The 17527-nt window shown below is 71.1% G+C and carries 18 protein-coding genes; 9 read left to right on the top strand and 9 right to left on the bottom strand.

Annotation, left to right across the window (positions count from 1 at the left end; genetic code table 11):
• The first annotated feature begins 111 nt into the window (after nt 1–111).
• The 4 genes from nhaA to EST92_RS32255 all read left to right on the top strand — a co-directional run bounded on the left by nhaA (nt 112) and on the right by EST92_RS32255 (nt 3386).
• Entirely contained in the window at nt 112–1506 is a 1395-nt protein-coding gene (gene nhaA, locus EST92_RS18290) for a Na+/H+ antiporter NhaA (RefSeq protein ID WP_129281970.1), read from the top strand.
• Between the two features lie 44 nt (nt 1507–1550).
• Nucleotides 1551–2009 carry a phage holin family protein gene (locus tag EST92_RS18285; RefSeq protein WP_129248145.1) on the top strand — a complete coding sequence of 153 codons (459 nt, stop codon included), beginning with the start codon at nt 1551–1553 and terminating at the stop codon, nt 2007–2009.
• Nucleotides 2006–2944: an alpha/beta hydrolase gene (locus tag EST92_RS18280; protein ID WP_129281969.1), complete on the top strand. Its 939-nt coding sequence runs from the start codon at nt 2006–2008 to the stop codon at nt 2942–2944. Before EST92_RS18285 ends, EST92_RS18280 begins: the two co-directional genes overlap by 4 nt.
• A gap of 244 nt (nt 2945–3188) precedes the next feature.
• A complete protein-coding gene (locus tag EST92_RS32255; protein ID WP_129248147.1) occupies nt 3189–3386 on the top strand; it encodes a hypothetical protein in 198 nt (65 codons plus the stop codon).
• Between the two features lie 65 nt (nt 3387–3451).
• Here EST92_RS32255 and EST92_RS18270 read toward each other — a convergent pair whose 3' ends face one another.
• The 3 genes from EST92_RS18270 to nth are packed head-to-tail and all read right to left on the bottom strand — an operon-like array spanning nt 3452 to nt 6430.
• Entirely contained in the window at nt 3452–4651 is a 1200-nt protein-coding gene (locus EST92_RS18270) for a MarP family serine protease (protein ID WP_129281968.1), read from the bottom strand.
• A 13-nt stretch (nt 4652–4664) separates the two neighbouring features.
• Nucleotides 4665–5393 carry a CoA pyrophosphatase gene (locus tag EST92_RS18265; RefSeq protein WP_174244053.1) on the bottom strand — a complete coding sequence of 243 codons (729 nt, stop codon included), beginning with the start codon at nt 5391–5393 and terminating at the stop codon, nt 4665–4667.
• A gap of 53 nt (nt 5394–5446) precedes the next feature.
• Nucleotides 5447–6430: an endonuclease III gene (gene nth / locus EST92_RS18260; RefSeq protein WP_129281967.1), complete on the bottom strand. Its 984-nt coding sequence runs from the start codon at nt 6428–6430 to the stop codon at nt 5447–5449.
• A 443-nt stretch (nt 6431–6873) separates the two neighbouring features.
• Between nth and EST92_RS18255 the strand changes: the two genes are divergently transcribed.
• Both EST92_RS18255 and EST92_RS18250 read left to right on the top strand, forming a co-directional pair.
• Entirely contained in the window at nt 6874–7548 is a 675-nt protein-coding gene (locus tag EST92_RS18255) for a Crp/Fnr family transcriptional regulator (protein ID WP_006604164.1), read from the top strand.
• A gap of 190 nt (nt 7549–7738) precedes the next feature.
• Complete coding sequence (locus tag EST92_RS18250) at nt 7739–8557, top strand: nucleotidyltransferase (protein ID WP_129281966.1); 819 nt, start codon at nt 7739–7741, stop codon at nt 8555–8557.
• 37 nt (nt 8558–8594) lie between these two features.
• On the opposite strand, the gene EST92_RS18245 is transcribed toward EST92_RS18250, so the two are convergent.
• The 4 genes from EST92_RS18245 to EST92_RS18230 all read right to left on the bottom strand — a co-directional run bounded on the left by EST92_RS18245 (nt 8595) and on the right by EST92_RS18230 (nt 11134).
• Nucleotides 8595–9431: an MBL fold metallo-hydrolase gene (locus EST92_RS18245; protein WP_129281965.1), complete on the bottom strand. Its 837-nt coding sequence runs from the start codon at nt 9429–9431 to the stop codon at nt 8595–8597.
• On the bottom strand, nt 9428–10387 hold the full coding sequence (locus tag EST92_RS18240) for an NUDIX hydrolase (RefSeq protein ID WP_129281964.1): 960 nt from the start codon (nt 10385–10387) through the stop codon (nt 9428–9430). The genes EST92_RS18245 and EST92_RS18240 overlap by 4 nt, the downstream gene beginning before the upstream one ends.
• 124 nt (nt 10388–10511) lie before the next feature.
• A complete protein-coding gene (locus EST92_RS18235; RefSeq protein ID WP_129281963.1) occupies nt 10512–10976 on the bottom strand; it encodes a RidA family protein in 465 nt (154 codons plus the stop codon).
• Nucleotides 10973–11134 (bottom strand): DUF4177 domain-containing protein, encoded by a 162-nt coding sequence (locus tag EST92_RS18230; RefSeq protein WP_003975360.1) that lies wholly within the window; start codon nt 11132–11134, stop codon nt 10973–10975. Before EST92_RS18230 ends, EST92_RS18235 begins: the two co-directional genes overlap by 4 nt.
• Before the next feature lie 209 nt (nt 11135–11343).
• Here EST92_RS18230 and EST92_RS18225 point away from each other — a divergent pair, with 209 nt between their 5' ends.
• Together EST92_RS18225 and EST92_RS18220 are read left to right on the top strand one after the other, a co-directional pair.
• The gene (locus tag EST92_RS18225; RefSeq protein WP_129248154.1) at nt 11344–12342 is read left to right on the top strand and encodes an ArsA-related P-loop ATPase; all 999 of its coding nucleotides are present in this window, start codon (nt 11344–11346) and stop codon (nt 12340–12342) included.
• Complete coding sequence (locus EST92_RS18220) at nt 12339–13718, top strand: ArsA family ATPase (RefSeq protein WP_129281962.1); 1380 nt, start codon at nt 12339–12341, stop codon at nt 13716–13718. The genes EST92_RS18225 and EST92_RS18220 overlap by 4 nt, the downstream gene beginning before the upstream one ends.
• Before the next feature lie 277 nt (nt 13719–13995).
• Here the strand turns inward: EST92_RS18220 and EST92_RS18215 are convergent, their stop codons facing one another.
• Nucleotides 13996–14337 (bottom strand): WhiB family transcriptional regulator, encoded by a 342-nt coding sequence (locus tag EST92_RS18215; RefSeq protein WP_006604173.1) that lies wholly within the window; start codon nt 14335–14337, stop codon nt 13996–13998.
• Nucleotides 14338–14719: 382 nt separating this feature from the next.
• Between EST92_RS18215 and EST92_RS18210 the strand changes: the two genes are divergently transcribed.
• Nucleotides 14720–16906 (top strand): transglycosylase domain-containing protein, encoded by a 2187-nt coding sequence (locus EST92_RS18210; protein ID WP_129281961.1) that lies wholly within the window; start codon nt 14720–14722, stop codon nt 16904–16906.
• Between the two features lie 88 nt (nt 16907–16994).
• Here the strand turns inward: EST92_RS18210 and EST92_RS18205 are convergent, their stop codons facing one another.
• Nucleotides 16995–17459, bottom strand: coding sequence for a GatB/YqeY domain-containing protein (locus EST92_RS18205; protein ID WP_006604175.1), 465 nt, complete (start codon nt 17457–17459; stop codon nt 16995–16997).
• Between the last annotated feature and the right edge of the window lie 68 nt (nt 17460–17527).

The raw sequence follows: 17527 nt of genomic DNA, 5'->3' as shown, positions 1-17527 counted from the left end.
GGTAAGGTAGGAACCGCGTCAAGGAAACGCCAAGAAGCTCAGGGTGCGCCGGGAAGTCTGGTCGGCAACTGCAACAGCCGTACACAGCTGCCGAAGGCCGGAGGTCACCCCGTGAGTGCGCCCAGCAACCGCCGCTCCATATTCCTGGGACGCATGTCCCTGCCCGAGCGGAACTACCTCGCGGACGCCCTGCGCACCGAAACCGTCGGCGGCATCCTCCTCCTCGCCGCCGCCGTAGCGGCCCTGATCTGGGCAAACACCCTCGGCGGAAGCTACGAGGCAGTACGCGGCTTCCACCTCGGCCCGTCCGCACTCGGCCTGGATCTGTCCGTCCAGCACTGGGCCGCCAACGGGCTGCTCGCGGTCTTCTTCTTCGTGGCCGGCATCGAGCTCAAGCGCGAACTGGTCGCCGGCGAGCTGCGCGACCCACGGACCGCGGCACTCCCCGTGATCGCCGCGATCTGCGGGATGGCGATGCCGGCGGTCGTCTACTTCGCGGTCAACAGCCTCGGCGGCGGCTCCCTGCAGGGCTGGGCGGTCCCCACCGCCACCGATATCGCCTTCGCCCTCGCCGTCCTGGCCGTGATCGGCACCTCCCTGCCCGCCGCGCTGCGCGCCTTTCTGCTCACCCTCGCGGTCGTCGACGATCTCTTCGCGATCCTGATCATCGCGGTCTTCTTCACCTCGACGATCAACTTCCTGGCGCTCGGGCTCTCCGTCGCCGGCCTGCTGCTCTTCTACGTGCTGCTGCGCAGGGGCGTCCGGGGCTGGTACCTCTATGTCCCGCTCGCCGTGGTCATCTGGGCCCTGATGGAGAACAGCGGGGTGCACGCCACCATCGCCGGCGTCGCGATGGGCCTGATGCTGCGCTGCACCCGGCGCGAGGGCGAGACGCACTCCCCGGGCGAGCACATCGAGCACCTGGTCCGCCCGCTCTCGGCGGGCTTCGCCGTACCGCTGTTCGCGCTCTTCTCCGCGGGCGTGTCCCTGTCCGGCGGCGCGATCCATGAGGTCTTCACCCGGCCGGAGACGCTCGGGGTCGTGCTCGGCCTGGTGGTGGGCAAAACGCTCGGCATCTTCGGCGGCACCTGGTGCGCCGCCCGCTTCACCAAGGCCCAGCTCAACCCCGACCTCAAGTGGCCGGACGTCTTCGCCGTCGCCTCCCTGGCCGGTATCGGCTTCACCGTCTCCCTGCTCATCGGCGAGCTCGCCTTCGCCGAAAACCCGGTCCTGACCGACGAGATCAAGGCATCGGTACTGATCGGCTCGCTGCTGGCGGCCGTCTGCGCCGGCATTCTCCTCAAGGTCCGCAACGCCAAGTACAAGGCGCTGTGCGAGGACGAGGAGCGGGACGAGGACCAGGACGGCATCCCGGACATCTACGAACGCGACCAGCCCGCATTCCATCTCCGGATGGCAGCCATCCACGAAGCCAAGGCCGCGGAACACCGGCGGCTGGCCGAACTGGCCTCCGGCACGCACGCCGAAGACGATGATCCGGCATGATCTGAGAGGCTTTGCTTCCGGGTGACGAGAAGAGGGAGACGGCGATGAGCGCAGCCGACAACGGCACGGAACGCAGCCTCGGACAGCTGGTGGCCACGGCCACGGCCGAGATGTCCGCGCTGCTGCACGACGAGATCGCGCTGGCCAAGGCGGAGTTCCGGCAGGACGCCAAGCGGGCGGGCATCGGCGGTGCCGCGTTCTCGATGGCGGGCGCGCTGGCGCTGTTCGCGCTGCCGGTGCTGAGCTTCGCGGCGGCGTACGGCATCCACAACCTCGGCCTCGGGCTCGCCTGGTCCTTCCTGATCGTCGGCGGTGCCTTCCTGGTCCTCGCCGGGCTGCTGGCCCTCCTCGCGATGGCGAAGATGAAGAAGATCAAGAAGCCGGAGCGGTCCATCAGCTCCGCGAAGGAGACCGCGGCGGTGCTCCAGAAGGCCAAGCCGCACCCGCGCGTGGCGCCGGTGGAACACCCGATGCTGGAGTCTGTGACACGCTCATCGGTATGACAGCCCCTGACAGCACGGCCTCGGTCGTACGGCTCGACGTCCCCGGCGGGAAAGCGGTCTCCCACCGTGACGTCGCAGCCAACGGCGCCCGCTTCCACATCGCGGAGATGGGCGACGGCCCGCTGGTGCTGCTCCTGCACGGCTTTCCGCAGTTCTGGTGGACCTGGCGGCACCAGCTCCCGGCCCTTGCCGAGGCGGGCTTCCGCGCGGTGGCGATGGACCTGCGGGGCGTCGGCGGCAGCGACCGCACTCCGCGCGGCTACGACCCGGCGAACCTCGCCCTGGACATCACCGGCGTCATACGGTCCCTGGGGGAGCCGGACGCCGCACTCGTCGGGCACGACCTGGGCGGCTACCTCGCCTGGACGGCTGCGGTGATGCGGCCCAAGCTGGTGCGCCGGCTGGCCGTGTCCTCGATGCCGCATCCGCGCCGCTGGCGCTCGGCGATGCTCGCCGACGTCCGGCAGAGCGCCCGGAGTTCGCACATCTGGAATTTCCAGCGGCCCTGGCTGCCGGAACGCCGGCTGACGGCGGACGACGCGGAGCTGGTGGGCCGGATGATCCGCGACTGGTCCGGCCCGCGGCTGCCCGACGAGGACGCGCTCGCGGTCTACCGGCGGGCGATGAGCATCCCCTCGACGGCGCACTGCTCGATCGAGCCGTACCGCTGGATGGTGCGGTCGCTGGCCCGCCCCGACGGGATCCAGTTCAACCGCCGGATGAAGCGCCCGGTACGCGTGCCGACGCTGCATCTGCACGGCTCACTCGACCCGGTGATGCGCACCCGCAGCGCGGCCGGCTCCGGTCAGTACGTCGAGGCGCCGTACCGCTGGCGGCTGTTCGACGGGCTGGGGCACTTCCCGCACGAAGAGGACCCGGTGGCCTTCTCCACCGAGCTCATCAACTGGCTGAAGGATCCGGAACCGGACCGCTGACGCGCCGCGTGCGGCCGGCGGCCCGGGGCAACGCGCGCCCCGGGCCGCTCCGTTGAGGCGGCCTTCCCGGACCGTTCGTGCGCACGTCCGCGCCCCGCCGAGCGGGCCGCCCGAACCGCTGAACGGGGCACTCCCGCGCCAGTCTCGAACGCTCGTATGACGAACAGCCAATTGCCCGGCGCATAGGCCAATTGGCGGTCCCCGAGGCGGTTACCGACCTTGGGCCACGGGCAGAGTCGAAGGTATGGGCTGGACGCACGACTACCGTGACGTGGCACGCAACCGCCGCAGCAGTGCCGCTGCAGTGAGTACCCAGGACAGGGGAACACCGGACCTCGGGTCCGGGCCGTCCCCCGACCCGGCGCACCCGATGGGCATCCCGCGGATCCTGCGCCGCAGAGCGCGCTGGATGAGCGCGCGACTACGCCATCCCCGTACCTGACACACCCGGGCCGCCGCCGGGGTGGGAAGCCCTGCTCCCCACCCCGGCCTGCCGCTCCCTCGGACTCAGATCGCGCAGCCCTGGCTGTCGACCTGCTGCTCGGCCGTACGCCCCTTGACGATGTCCGAGCGGATCTCGTCGGAGGTCAGGGCGTAGCCGGTGTGCGAATCGTCCAGCGACTTCGCGAAGACGACGCCGTAGACCTCGCCCTTCGGGGTGAGCAGCGGGCCACCGGAGTTGCCCTGACGGACCGTGGCGTAGAGGGAGTAGACATCGCGGCGGACCGTGGCGCGGTGGTAGATGTCCGGGCCGTTCGCCTGGATACGGCCGCGGATACGGGCGGCGCGGACGTCATAGCCGCCGTTCTCCGGGAAGCCGGCGACGATGGCGTTGTTGCCGCTGCGCGCGTCCGGACCGGCGAACCGTAGCGCCGGGGCGTTCAGCGACGGCACGTCCAGGACCGCGATATCGCGCTGCCAGTCGTAGAGCACGACCTTGGCGTCGTACGTGCGGCCCGCGCCGCCCACCTGGACGGTCGGCTCGCGCACCCCGCCGACGACATGGGCGTTCGTCATCACGCGGTGCCGGCCGAAGACGAAGCCGCTGCCTTCGAGGACCTTGCCACAACCGGGAGCCGTACCGACGACCTTGACGATGCTGCGCCTGGCCTGTGCCGCCACCGGGCTGGTGGCGAGCCTCGGGTCGGGCGCGGGCACATTGTTGATCGGCTCGTTGGAGAACGGCGTGAAGACCTGCGGGAAGCCGTTCTGGGCGAGGACCGAGGAGAAGTCGGCAAACCACGTGCTGGCCTGCTGGGGCATGACCCGGGACACGCCCTGCAACACCCTGGAGTTGCGGACCTCCTTGCCGAGGGTCGGCAGGGACGTACCGGCCAGCGCCGAGCCGATCAGCCAGGCGACCAGCAGCATCGCCAGGACGTTGACCAGCGCGCCGCCGGTCGCGTCCAGCGCTCTGGCGGGTGACCAGGTGATGTGGCGGCGCAGTTTGTTGCCCAGATGGGTGGTGAGCGCCTGGCCCACGGATGCGCACACGATGACGATGGCGACCGCCGCGACGGCCGCGAAGGTGCCGGGTGTCGCATCACCGGTGATCTCGTTCCAGATCACGGGCAGCAGATAGACCGCGACCAGGCCGCCTCCGAGGAAGCCGATCACGGACAGGATGCCGACGACAAAACCTTGCCGATAGCCGACGATCGCGAACCACACGGCCGCGACCAGCAGCAGGATGTCCAGGACGTTCACGCTGGCCACCGTCTCACGAGCGCCAGTCGAGTGGGACCGCCTTGTCACGGTCCCACGGAATCTCCCAGCCCGCGTAATGCAAGATCCGGTCGATCACTCCGGCCGTAAAGCCCCAGACCAGAGCATTTTCGACAAGGAAGGCGGGCCCGGTGTGGCCGCTGGGATGGCGCGACGTCACCCGATGGGCGGGGTCCGTGAGATCCGCCACGGGAACCGTGAACACCCTGGCGGTCTCCGCCTGGTCGACCGCGCCGACCGGACTCGGCCGGCGCCACCACCCCAACACGGGTGTCACCACGAAGCCGCTGACGGGGATGTAGAGCCGCGGCAGCACCCCGAAGACCTGGACGCCGGCCGGATCGAGGCCGGTCTCCTCCTGGGCCTCGCGCAGCGCCGCCCGCACCGGGCCGGGCCCGTCGGCGTCGCCGTCCTCCGGGTCGAGGGCACCGCCGGGGAAGGAGGGCTGGCCGGCATGGGAGCGCAGGGTGCCGGCGCGCTCCATCAGGAGCAGCTCGGGGCCGCGGGGGCCATGGCCGAAGAGGATCAGGACCGCGGACTGCCGGCCGCCGCTCTCCGGCGGCAGAAAGCGGCTGAGCTGGCGCGGCTGGATCGTGTCGGCCGCGCGGGCCACCGGGGCCAGCCACTCGGGCAGGCCGTCGGCGGAGACCGTGATCTTTCGACCGGGCTCCACGCCGCGCATGCCCGCCTCCTCGTCGTACCGCTGCTCCCGTGCACTTCTCATCCGCGCCCCCTCAGGCCTGGCGTCGATCGTCGGTCACCTCTGGACGGCTGCCGTCACGAGGCGGCCGCCGGGGGCGCCATGGGGGGCGCGGGCTGCCCCGGATAGTCGGCCGGCGGCTTCAGCCGCTGCCCCGGCTGGCCCCCCAGCTCGTACTTGAGCAGCTTCTTGGCCTTCTCCGGGTCCATCTCGCCCTCGCCGTACGCGGGGCACAGCGGGGCGATGGCGCAGGCGCCGCAGGCGGGCTTGCGGGAGTGGCAGACGCGGCGGCCGTGGAAGACGACGCGGTGCGAGAGCATCGTCCACTCGCTCTTCGGGAAGATCCCGGCGACGTCCGCCTCGACCTTCTCGGCGTCCTCCGCGGTGGTCCAGCCGAAGCGGCGGGCGAGACGGCCGAAGTGTGTGTCGACGGTGATCCCGGGGACGCCGAAGGCGTTGCCCAGCACCACGTTGGCGGTCTTGCGGCCGACCCCGGGGAGGGTGACGAGATCCTCCAGGCGGCCCGGCACCTCGCCGCCGAAGCGGTCGCGCAGCGCCGCGGACAGGCCCAGCAGCGACTTCGCCTTGGCCCGGAAGAAGCCGGTCGGCCGGATCAGCTCCTCCAGCCGCTCCGGGTCGATGGCGGCCATGTCCTCGGGCGTCGGGCAGACCGCGAACAGGCGCGGGGTGGTCTGGTTGACCCTCAGGTCGGTGGTCTGCGCGGACAGGACCGTGGCGACCAGCAGCTCGAAGGGGTTGGTGAAGTCCAGCTCGGGGTGGGCGTACGGATACAGCTCGGCCAGCTCACGGTTGATCCGGCGGGCCCGCCGCACCATCGCGACCCGGGACTCGGGCTTGCGGGCGGGAGTCTGCTCGGCGGGGGCCTGCTTGGCGGCGGTCTTCTTGGCCGTCGCCTTGGTCGCCGTCTTCTTGGCCGCCGTCGTCCGGGCGGAGGCCTGCCCGGCGGCCGGGGCGGCCTTCTTCGCGACGGCCTTCTTCGCCGTGGCCTTCTTGGTGACGGCCTTCTTGGCGGCCGCCGGCTTCTCGGGGGTTTCGTTCACGGCGGCCTTCTTCCCTGCCGAGGTCTTGCCCACCGGGCTCTTTTCCGCGGCGGTCGGTGCGGTGGTGTCCGGTGCCGCCGGTCTCGACGCGCCGGGCTGCCGGACGGTCCGCTTCCGGACGGCCGACTCCCCAGCAGTCGATTTGTTACGTTTATCCGAACTCAAGGCGCGACCGGACGGCTGTTCGCCCACAGCGGAATCACGCCCTGCGCTCACCCGTCCGGCCCCCCAGTCCTCTGCTCTCACCGGCGTATTGGACACTCGGCCAGAGTAAGGCCAGCCACTGACATCCGGCTTGATCGCCGGGATTCGTGACTCCAATCGGCCCCCTGCCTTATGGCTCGGGGCACCGGTCCGGCAAACTTGTGATTGATCGCACTGTTTTGCATTCCGGCATGATGGGGACCACAGTCCCCCGGAGCATGTCGACAAGGAGAGAACTCGTGGACGACGTTCTGCGGCGCGCACCGCTCTTCGCGGCGCTCGATGACGAGCAGGCGGCCGAGCTGCGCGCCTCGATGGGAGAGGTCACGCTCGCCCGCGGCGACGCCCTGTTCCACGAAGGGGACCCCGGCGACCGCCTGTATGTGGTCACCGAGGGCAAGGTGAAGCTGCACCGCACCTCCCCCGACGGCCGGGAAAACATGCTCGCCGTTCTCGGCCCCGGCGAGCTGATCGGGGAGCTCTCGCTCTTCGACCCGGGCCCGCGCACGGCCACCGCCTCCGCCCTCACCGAGGTCAAGCTCCTCGGCCTGGGCCACGGCGACCTCCAGCCCTGGCTCAATGCCCGCCCCGAGGTCGCCACGGCACTGCTGCGGGCGGTCGCCCGCCGGCTGCGCAAGACCAATGACCAGATGTCCGACCTGGTCTTCTCGGATGTGCCGGGCCGGGTGGCCCGCGCCCTGCTGGATCTGTCGCGCCGCTTCGGTGTGCAGTCCGAGGAGGGCATCCACGTGGTGCACGACCTGACGCAGGAGGAGCTGGCCCAGCTGGTGGGCGCCTCCCGTGAGACGGTCAACAAGGCGCTCGCCGACTTCGCGGGCCGCGGCTGGCTGCGCCTGGAGGCGCGCGCCGTGATCCTGCTGGACGTCGAGCGGCTGGCCAAGCGCTCGCGCTGACCCGGCGCCCGTACTGCCTGGGATGGGCCCCGCTCCGGCGGGGCCCTTCGTCATGGCCGCGCCCCCTGGGCCGTCGCGTCGGCGCCGCGGGGCCACCGTCCGCTCGGAGCCGGGCCCGAGATCCACTCGCCGCGCCCCGCCGCCCGTTAACCACTCGCGGCGCCGCCCGCCTCTTCGCCATAGTGCCGCCATGACCAACGGGACCGGGCTGGACGAGGACGGCTGCTTCGTACGGGAAGGGTCCCTGGACCGGGTGTCCGCGCGGTTCGCGCCCGTCGTGGCGGAGCTCGGTGCCCGGCTCGGCGCGCACTTCGGCCCGGAGCGCCTGCACAGCAGCTATCTCTTCGGCAGCATCCCGCGCGGCACCGCGGTCCCCGGAGTCTCCGACCTCGATGCGCTGCTCGCCCTGCGGGAGGAGCCGACCGATGCCGACCAGGCCGCCGCCCGCGCCGTCGAGGACCGGCTGGACACCGCCTTTCCGCAGCTCAACGGTGCGGGGATCCTGCTGTTCAGCACGGCCCGCCTGCTGAGCGAGCGGGAACGTCACGACCTGGGATGGTTCGTGGCCTGCCTGTGCACCCCGCTCAGCGGCCCGGATCTCGCCGCCAGGCTGCCCCGCTACCGCCCCACCTCGTTCCTTGCCCGGGAGACCAACGGCGATCTCTTCCGCAGCCTGCCCGGTCTGCGTGAGCGGGCCGCTGCGGCCACCACGGAAGCCGAGCGCACCCGGCTGACCCGGGGCGTGACGCGCCGGCTCGTACGGACCGGGTTCACTCTGGTCATGCCGCGCTGGGGCGGCTGGACCAGTGACCTCGCCGAGTCCGCGGAGGTGTTCGCCCGCTACTACCCGGCGCACGCCGGGCAGATGCGCGCCGCCGCCCGCGCCGCCCGGGCGCCCGCTGCCCACCCGGAGCTGCTGGACGAGCTGCTCACCGGCCTCGCCCCCTGGCTGGCCGACGAATATCTGGCCGTCCACGGGGCGAAGGCGCCCCGCCCGGGGGACCGCTGACGGAGCCTCGCGCCGTCGGGGAGGCACACCCGCGGCGTCAGCAGTCGATCAGTCCGTGTTCGCCCAGGTAGTCCAGCTGCGCCCGGACCGACAGCTCGGCGGCCGGCCACAGGGAGCGGTCGACGTCGGCGTACACGCTCGCGACGACCTCCTTGGGCGCACGGTGGCCGGCTTCGACGGCGGTCTCCACCTGGGCGAGCCGGTGTGCGCGGTGCGCCAGATAGAACTCCACGGCCCCCTGGGCATCGTTCAGCACCGGCCCGTGGCCCGGCAGGACCGTCGCCACCCCGTCGTCGACGGTGAGCGAGCGCAGCCGGCGCAGCGAGTCCAGATAGTCGCCCAGCCGCCCGTCGGGGTGTGCGACCACCGTGGTGCCGCGCCCCAGGATCGTGTCGCCGGTGAGGACCGCACGATCGGCCGGGAGGTGGAAGGAGAGCGAGTCCGCGGTGTGGCCCGGTGTGGGCACCACGCGCAGCTCCAGGCCTCCGGTGGTGATGACATCGCCCGCGTCGAGCCCCTCCTCACCCAGGCGCAGCGCCGGGTCGAGCGCCCGTACGGCCGAACGGGTCAGCTCGGCGAAACGGGCGGCGCCGTCGGCGTGGTCCGGGTGACCGTGGGTCAGCAGGGTCAGCGCGATGCGCTTGCCGGCCTGCTCTGCGAGGTCGATGACGGCCTGGAGGTGGCCCTCGTCGAGCGGCCCGGGGTCGATGACGACGGCGAGGTCGGAGTCCGGTTCGGCGACGATCCAGGTGTTGGTGCCGTCCAGCGTCATCGGCGACGGGTTCGGGGCCAGCACGCAGTGGGCGCGCGCGGTGGCCGGCCCGGAGAGCACTCCGCCGCGCGGCCGGCCGGGAAGAGCGGTCGGATCGGTCATGCGGGGGTCCCTCCCGAGGGGCCGGGGCGGTCCGAGTGGCCGGGGCCGTCCGAGGGGCCGTCGGCCTCCCCCGGAGCACCGGTTTTGGTGCCCGTCTGCGCGATGCGTTTGGTGAATTCGTCGTGTCCCGGCCAGCTCAGCTCGATCTCGCCGCCGACGAGGCGGGCCCGGGCCAGCACCGGCGTCAGGTCCTGGGCCTCCGCGGCGGCCAGCGCGTCCGCGACGGAGGCGTACGGCTGGAGCCCGCGCAGCGTCGCGATGGTCGGCGGCATCATCAGCAGCTCACCACGGTCGTATCCGTCGGCTGCCTCCGTGGGGCGGATCCACACCGTCCGGTCGGCCTCCGTGGAGGCGTTGCGCGTCCGCTGGCCCTCGGGGAGCGCCGCGACGAAGAACCAGGTGTCGTAGCGCCGCGGTTCGAACTCCGGGGTGATCCAGCGGGCCCAGGCGCCCAGCAGGTCGGAGCGCAGGACCAGGCCGCGGCGGCCCAGGAAGTCGGCGAAGGACAACTCGTGGGCGACCAGGGCGGCGCGGTCCGCCTCCCAGTCCTCGCCCGTGGTGTCGGCGACGACCGTGTCGGCCGAGGCGCCGGCGAGCAGCACGCCCGCCTCCTCGAACGTCTCACGGACCGCCGCGCAGACGATGGTCTGTGCGGTGGCCGGATCGACGCCCATGCGGACCGCCCACTGGGCGCGCGAGGGGCCGGCCCAGGTCACCGGGCGTTCGTCGCGCGGATCGACCGACCCTCCCGGATAGGCGTACGCACCCCCGGCGAAGGCCATGGAGGTGCGTCTGCGCAGCATGTGGACGGCGGGGCCGCCGGCGGCGGAGTCCCGCAACAGCAGGACGGTCGCGGCCCTCCGGGGCGCGGCAGGGGTCAGCTCGCCGTTCGCGAGGGCCCGGATGCGGTCCGGCCACTCCGGCGGGTACCACTGGCCGTTGGTCGTGGACGCCATGGCCGGATGCTATGCGTTCGCGCGCGGATGTTCGAGGGCCACTTTCGCGCCGGAGGGCCCCTGCTGACGCGGGGCCCTCCGGGGCACGGCACACGGGGCGGACGTCACCGCCCCCACGACGGGTCTATTCGGCGATCTCCACCTGGATCTCGACCTCGACCGGCGAGTCGAGCGGCAGCACCGCCACGCCGACCGCGGACCGGGCGTGCACGCCCTTGTCGCCGAGGATCTCGCCCAGCAGCTCGCTGGCGCCGTTGAGCACGCCCGGCTGACCGGTGAAGTCCGGGGCGGAGGCCACGAAGCCGACGACCTTCACCACCCGCTGGATCTTGTCGAGGTCGCCGATGACGGACTTCACGGCGGCCAGCGCGTTGAGCGCACAGGTCGCGGCGAGCTCCCTGGCCTGCTCCGCGCTGATCTCGGCACCGACCTTGCCGGTGGCCGGCAGCGCGCCGTCCACCATCGGCAGCTGGCCGGAGGTGTGCACATAGGCGCCGGAGCGCACCGCGGGCTGGTAGGCGGCCAGCGGCGGCACGACCTGCGGCAGCGCGAGACCGAGCGCCGCGATCTTCTCCTCCACCGCGCTCACGCCTGCTTCTCCCGCTTCAGGTAGGCCACCAGCTGTTCGGGGTTGTTCGGGCCGGGCACGACCTGGACCAGCTCCCAGCCGTCCTCGCCCCAGGTGTCCAGAATCTGCTTCGTCGCGTGCACCAGCAGCGGCACGGTCGCGTATTCCCACTTGGTCATGGGGCGAGCGTAATGCCTGTCCACGGCGGCGGTGGACGCCGTCCACCACAGGCCGCCCCCACCCGTCCCGCGCCGCGTCGACGTGCCCGGTCACCCGGCCCCTACGGCACATCCCTGACCCGTCCCTGACGCACCGCGGGCAGATCTCCGGGGTGTCCCGGGCGCCATCCCTGGCGTAGCCGGGACGCGGACTGGTTAGGCTCCTTGGCGTGAGCAGGCTCCATGTCGTCAGCGGCAAGGGCGGCACCGGAAAGACCACGGTCGCCGCCGCCCTCGCCCTCGCCCTGGCCACCGAGGGACGCCGTACCCTCCTGGTCGAGGTCGAGGGCCGGCAGGGCATTGCCCAGCTGTTCGAAACCGAAGCGCTTCCCTACGAGGAACGCAAGATCGCGGTGGCTCCGGCGTCGGACAGCGGGAGACGGGCGGGCGGCGAGGTCCACGCCCTCGCCATCGACGCCGAACGCGCCCTCCTGGACTACCTCCAGATGTTCTACAAACTCGGCAGTGCGGGCCGGGCGCTGAAGAAGCTCGGCGCGATCGACTTCGCCACGACCATCGCGCCGGGCCTGCGGGACGTCCTGTTGACCGGCAAGGCGTGCGAAGCCGTCCGCCGCAAGGACAAGAACGGCAGATTCGTCTACGACGCCGTGGTGATGGACGCCCCGCCGACCGGCCGCATCACCCGCTTCCTGAACGTCAACGACGAGGTGGCCGGCCTGGCGAAGATCGGCCCGATCCACAATCAGGCACAGGCCGTGATGCGCGTCCTGAAGTCACCGGAGACCGCGGTGCATCTGGTGACGCTCCTGGAGGAGATGCCGGTCCAGGAGACCGCGGACGGCGTCGAGGAGCTGCGCGCCGCCGGCATCCCCGTGGGCGGCATCGTCATCAACATGACCCGCCCGGCGCTGCTCGACAACGGCGACCTCGACATCGCCGCCCGCGGGGCCCGTACGGGCGTCGCCAAGGCGCTCTCCCAGGCCGGTCTGGGCGGCGCCCGCCGCGGCGGCCTGGCGGACCGGCTGATCGACCCCCTGCTTGAGCAGGCGCGCGAACACGCCGAGCGGGTCGAGCTGGAGCGCGCCGAGCACGCCGAACTGACCGCAATCGGCCTGCCCACCTACGAGTTGGAGCTGCTCCCCGAGGGAGTGGACCTCGCCGGGCTCTACCACCTGGCGAGAGACCTGCGGAAACAGGGGCCCATATGACCGCGGACAACACGACGCTGGACGCCTCGGCCCCGCGGCTCGAGGTCGACACACTGCTCGACGACCCGCACACCCGCATCGTGGTGTGCTGCGGCTCGGGCGGAGTCGGCAAGACCACGACCGCCGCGGCCCTGGGCGTACGCGCCGCCGAACGCGGCCGCAGGGTCGTCGTGCTGACCATCGACCCGGCCCGGCGGCTGGCCCAGTCCATGGGCATCTCCGAGCTGGACAACGTCCCGCGCCAGGTCAAGGGCGTCGACGAGTCCGCGGGCGGCGAACTCCACGCGATGATGCTGGACATGAAGCGCACCTTCGACGAGATCGTCGAGGGCCATGCGGATGCCGACCGGGCCCGCGCGATCCTGGAGAACCCCTTCTACCAGTCCCTGTCGGCCGGTTTCGCGGGCACGCAGGAGTACATGGCCATGGAGAAGCTCGGCCAGCTCCGCGCGAACGACGAGTGGGATCTGATCGTCGTCGACACCCCGCCGAGCCGCTCCGCGCTGGACTTCCTGGACGCGCCCAAGCGCCTCGGTTCCTTCCTGGACGGCAAGTTCATCCGGGTACTGATGGCGCCGGCGAAGGTCGGCGGCCGGGCCGGCATGAAGTTCCTCAACGTCGGCATGTCGATGATGACCGGCACCCTCAGCAAGCTCATGGGCGGCCAACTCCTGCGCGATGTGCAGACCTTCGTGGCCGCGATGGACACCATGTTCGGCGGCTTCCGCACCCGGGCGGACGCCACCTACCGGCTGCTGCAGGCGCCCGGCACGGCGTTCCTCGTGGTGGCCGCGCCGGAGCGGGACGCGCTGCGCGAGGCGGCGTACTTCGTCGAGCGGCTGGCCGCCGAGCAGATGCCGCTGGCCGGCCTGGTGCTGAACCGCGTGCACGGCAGCGGCGCGTCCCAACTCAGCGCCGAGCGCGCACTGGCCGCCGCGGAGGCCCTGACCGACCAGCGGGCCGAGGACACCCATGCGGACGCCGGCACGGACGCCGGGGACGACACCGACGCGCCGACCGCCGCCCGCGCAGAAAATAATCTTGAAACCGGCGGCATTGTGGATCTCGACGGCGGGAAGGCTGGATCACGTACCGCCGACGGCCCCTCCCCCGCCGCGGCGGAGCATGTGACACCCACCTCGGCCTCGGCAGCGCAACTGGCCGCCGGGCTGCTCCGACTGCATGCGGAACGCATGCAGGTCCTCGCGCGCGAACGGCGCACGCGGGACCGCTTCACCGCACTGCATCCCGAGGTACCGGTGACGCAGGTCGCCGCACTGCCCGGCGATGTTCATGACCTCGCGGGACTGCGCGCCATCGGCGACCGCCTGGCGCTGAACCTCACGGAGACCGACGACACGGACACCGACGACTGAGCCGCACGTACGCCGGCCCCGTCACCCAACAGCCCCGTCACCGAACAAACCAGTCACCCAACAGCCTGGCCACCCACCGCTCAGCCGCCCACCCACCACACGGCGCCCCTCGCCTGCACATCCAAGGGGCGCACCAACCGCACGCCGGCCTCTCGACTCCCCCAATTCCGGGGAGCACCAAGGCCACTGACCGGCACGCCGCGTAGGAACGACCGGACCGAGCCATCAGCCGAACGTTCTCGGCCATGTTCCCGGGCTCTCCCGGCCGGACCCGCGGCTACCCGACCGCGGCGAACTCGTCGAACATCTCGTCCTCACAGTCCACGGACAGGATGCCCGTGCTGCGCTCGTATTCCGTACGCGCTGTCTCCAGCAGCCGGCGCCATGACGTCACGGTCGGGCGGCGACGCAGCAGCGCCCTCCGCTCGCGTTCGGTCATCCCGCCCCACACGCCGAACTCCACCCGGTTGTCCAGGGCGTCGGCCAGGCACTCCGTGCGCACCGGGCACCCGGTGCACACCGCCTTGGCGCGGTTCTGCGCCGCCCCTTGAACGAACAGTTCATCCGGATCGGTAGTGCGGCAGGCTGCCTGTGCACTCCAGTCGGTTACCCAGCTCATGCTGGCGCCGTCCTCTCCCGAATCGAGGCTCCCCCACGGCGGCAAGCGGCATATTCACCGTTGCCAGTTGAGGACGTTACGGAAGGCAGACAGGGCGCAACACCCCCTTCGGGCCCAATCTTGAATGGCCCGAACGGACTATGCGTATGCGGCAGATCACCCAACGGAGTGACCGCAGGGCATACGGCATTTTGGGCACAAGGCGGGACACTTCACCGCCCTGGCACGGGATTTTTGTCGTCATACACGGACACGTGGGGGTGCGGTCCGCGAGGAGTGGGGGTTGACGAACTCACGCGTAACAGTTCAGCTGGGCAGCCGAGAACAGGCTAAACGAACAGGTGCACCCCTGTCCGGCGGATTGAGAACGTAGGGTGCCCTCATGCCTAAGAAGCGCGATGGCGGAGGTCTGTCCAAGACGCAGCAGGCCGCCAAGTTCCTCGGTGTCAGCGTCCTGGCCGGAGCGGTACTCGCCGGTCTCGCGCTCCCGGCAGCAGGGGCCCTCGGCCTCACCGCCAAGGGATCGGTCGAGGGTTTCGACAGCATCCCGGCGAACCTCAAGACACCGCAGCTCAGCCAGCGGACCAGGATTCTGGACGCCAACGGCGGCGAAATCGCCAAGGTCTACTCGCGTGACCGCACGGTCGTCGGCCTCAAGGACATGTCGCCGTACATCCAGAAGGCGATCGTGGCGATCGAGGACGCGCGCTTCTACGAGCACGGTGCCGTCGACCTGAAGGGCATCCTGCGGGCGGTCAACAAGAACGCCCAGTCGGGCGGCGTCTCCCAGGGCGCCTCGACGCTGACCCAGCAGTATGTGAAGAACGTCTTCATCGAGGAGGCGGGCGACGACCCGGACAAGGTCGCACAGGCCACCCAGCAGACCATCGGCCGCAAGATCAAAGAGCTCAAGTACGCGATTCAGGTCGAAAAAGAGCTCGGCAAGCAGAAGATCCTGCAGAACTACCTCAACATCACGTTCTTCGGGCAGCAGGCCTACGGCATCGAAGCCGCCGCCCAGCGCTACTTCAGCAAGCACGCCAAGGACCTGAATCTGGAGGAGTCGGCGCTGCTGGCCGGCCTCGTCCAGTCGCCCAGCCGCTACGACCCGGTCAACGACCCGCAGGAGGCCACCCGGCGGCGCAACACCGTCCTGCAGCGGATGGCCGACCTCAAGGACGTGACCCAGGCGCAGGCCGACGCGGCCGCCAAGAAGCCGATCAAGCTGGCGGTCAGCCGCCCCAAGAACGGCTGCATCACCGCCGGCGACGGTGCCGGCTTCTTCTGCGACTACATCCGCAAGGTCTTCCTCGGTGACCGGTCGTTCGGGAAGAACCGGAAGATCCGTGCGCAGCGCTGGAACGAGGGTGGCATGACCATCCGCACCACCCTCGATCCGCAGACCCAGAAGTCGATCCAGGCATCGCTCAGCGATCACGTCTACGACGACGACCCGGTGGCCGGCGCCGCGACCATCGTCGAACCGGGCACCGGCAAGATCCTCGGCATGGGCCAGTCCCGCCCGTACGGCTTCGGCGAGAACCAGACCGTGATCAACCTCTCGGTCGATCACCGCATGGGCGGCGGCGCCGGCTATCAGCCCGGCTCGACCTTCAAACCGGTGATCGCGGCGGCCGCGCTGGAGCAGGGGACCAGCCCCGAGCAGGAGTACCCCTCGCCGTACCGGATGCCGTATCCGAGCCCCGTCCAGACCTGTGACGGCGAGTGGCAGGGCACCGACAGCACCCAGAACGAGAACAAGGAAGAGGTCGGCCCGTACGGCATGAAGGAGGCGACCGCGAAGTCGGTCAACACCTACTTCGTGCAGCTGATCAGCGACATGGGCATCTGCCCCGCGGTGAAGATGGCTCAGAAGATGGGCATCGAGCGGGCGGACGGCAAGCCGCTGCAGCAGGTGCCGTCGATGACACTCGGCGTGCAGGAGATGTCTCCGCTGACCATGGCCGCCGGTTACGCCGCCTTCGCCAACGGCGGTGAGTACTGCTCCCCCGTCGCCATCGAGTCGATCACCGACGCGCGGGGCCGGGAGCTGAAGGTCCCGCAGACCAGCTGCCGCGGCGCGATGTCCAAGAAGACCGCGGACACGATCAACACCCTGCTCAAGGGCGTGGTCGAGGACGGCACCGGCAGGGAAGCCGGCCTCAGGGGACGGGACAGCGCCGGCAAGACCGGCACCAGCGACAGCCGCTACGCCGCCTGGTTCGTCGGCTACACCCCGAACGCGGCCGGTGCGGTCTGGGTCGGCGACCCGCAGCACAAGCGCAAGATGTACGACATCACCATCGGCGGCGTCCCCCACGACAAGGTCTACGGCGCCGACACCCCCGGCCCCATCTGGCGCGACGCGATGACCGGCGCCCTGGACGGCCGGCCCGCACCCGGCCTGCCCACCGTCCCGATCGACGACCCCGCCAAGGACAAGAGCCCGGGCGACGACGGCGACAAGCAGCCCGGCAAGCACAAGCCCGGCCACGGCAAGAAGCCCGGCGGCGGCTGGCACATCCCCGGCTTCCCGGACATTCTGGGGGGCGGTAACGGCGGCTGGTAGCCGGCCGGTTGACCCGTACGGCAACGACCGAGGGGCGCCTCCACCACGGAGGCGCCCCTCGGCTTTCCGGCGGAACCGCCGCGGCCGCTCAGCCGGCCAGCAGCTTCTTCACCACCGCGGCGACCCGGCCGCCCTCGGCACGGCCCGCCACCTGCGGGTTGACGATCTTCATGACGGCACCCATCGCCCGCGGGCCCTCGGCACCGCCCGCCTTGGCCTCCGCCACGGCGGCCGCGACCAGCTGCTCCAGCTCGTCATCGGTCAGCTGCTTGGGCAGATAGTCCGCGAGCACCTCGCCCTCGGCACGCTCCCGCTCGGCCTGCTCGGCCCGGCCACCCTGGGAAAAGGCGTCCGCGGCCTCCCGGCGCTTCTTCGCCTCCCGCGCGATGATCTTCTCGACCTCGCCGTCGGACAGCTCGCGCGCCGCGGTGCCCGCGACCTCCTCCTTCTGGATCGCGGTCAGCGTGAGACGGAGGGTGGAGGAACGCAGCTCGTCGCGCGCCTTGATCGCAACGGTGAGGTCGTCCTGCAGCTTGGACTTGAGCGTGGTCATGCCGTCGAGTATGCCCCCACCCGCCGACAACCGCCGCGCCATTTCCTCCCGGGCAACCCCTACCCCAC

It is taken from the genome of Streptomyces sp. TM32 (assembly GCF_004122755.1).
GTDB classification, from domain to species: domain Bacteria; phylum Actinomycetota; class Actinomycetes; order Streptomycetales; family Streptomycetaceae; genus Streptomyces; species Streptomyces sioyaensis.
The sequence above is the reverse complement of the archived record's forward strand: the minus strand, read 5'-3'. Positions and strand labels throughout refer to the sequence as shown.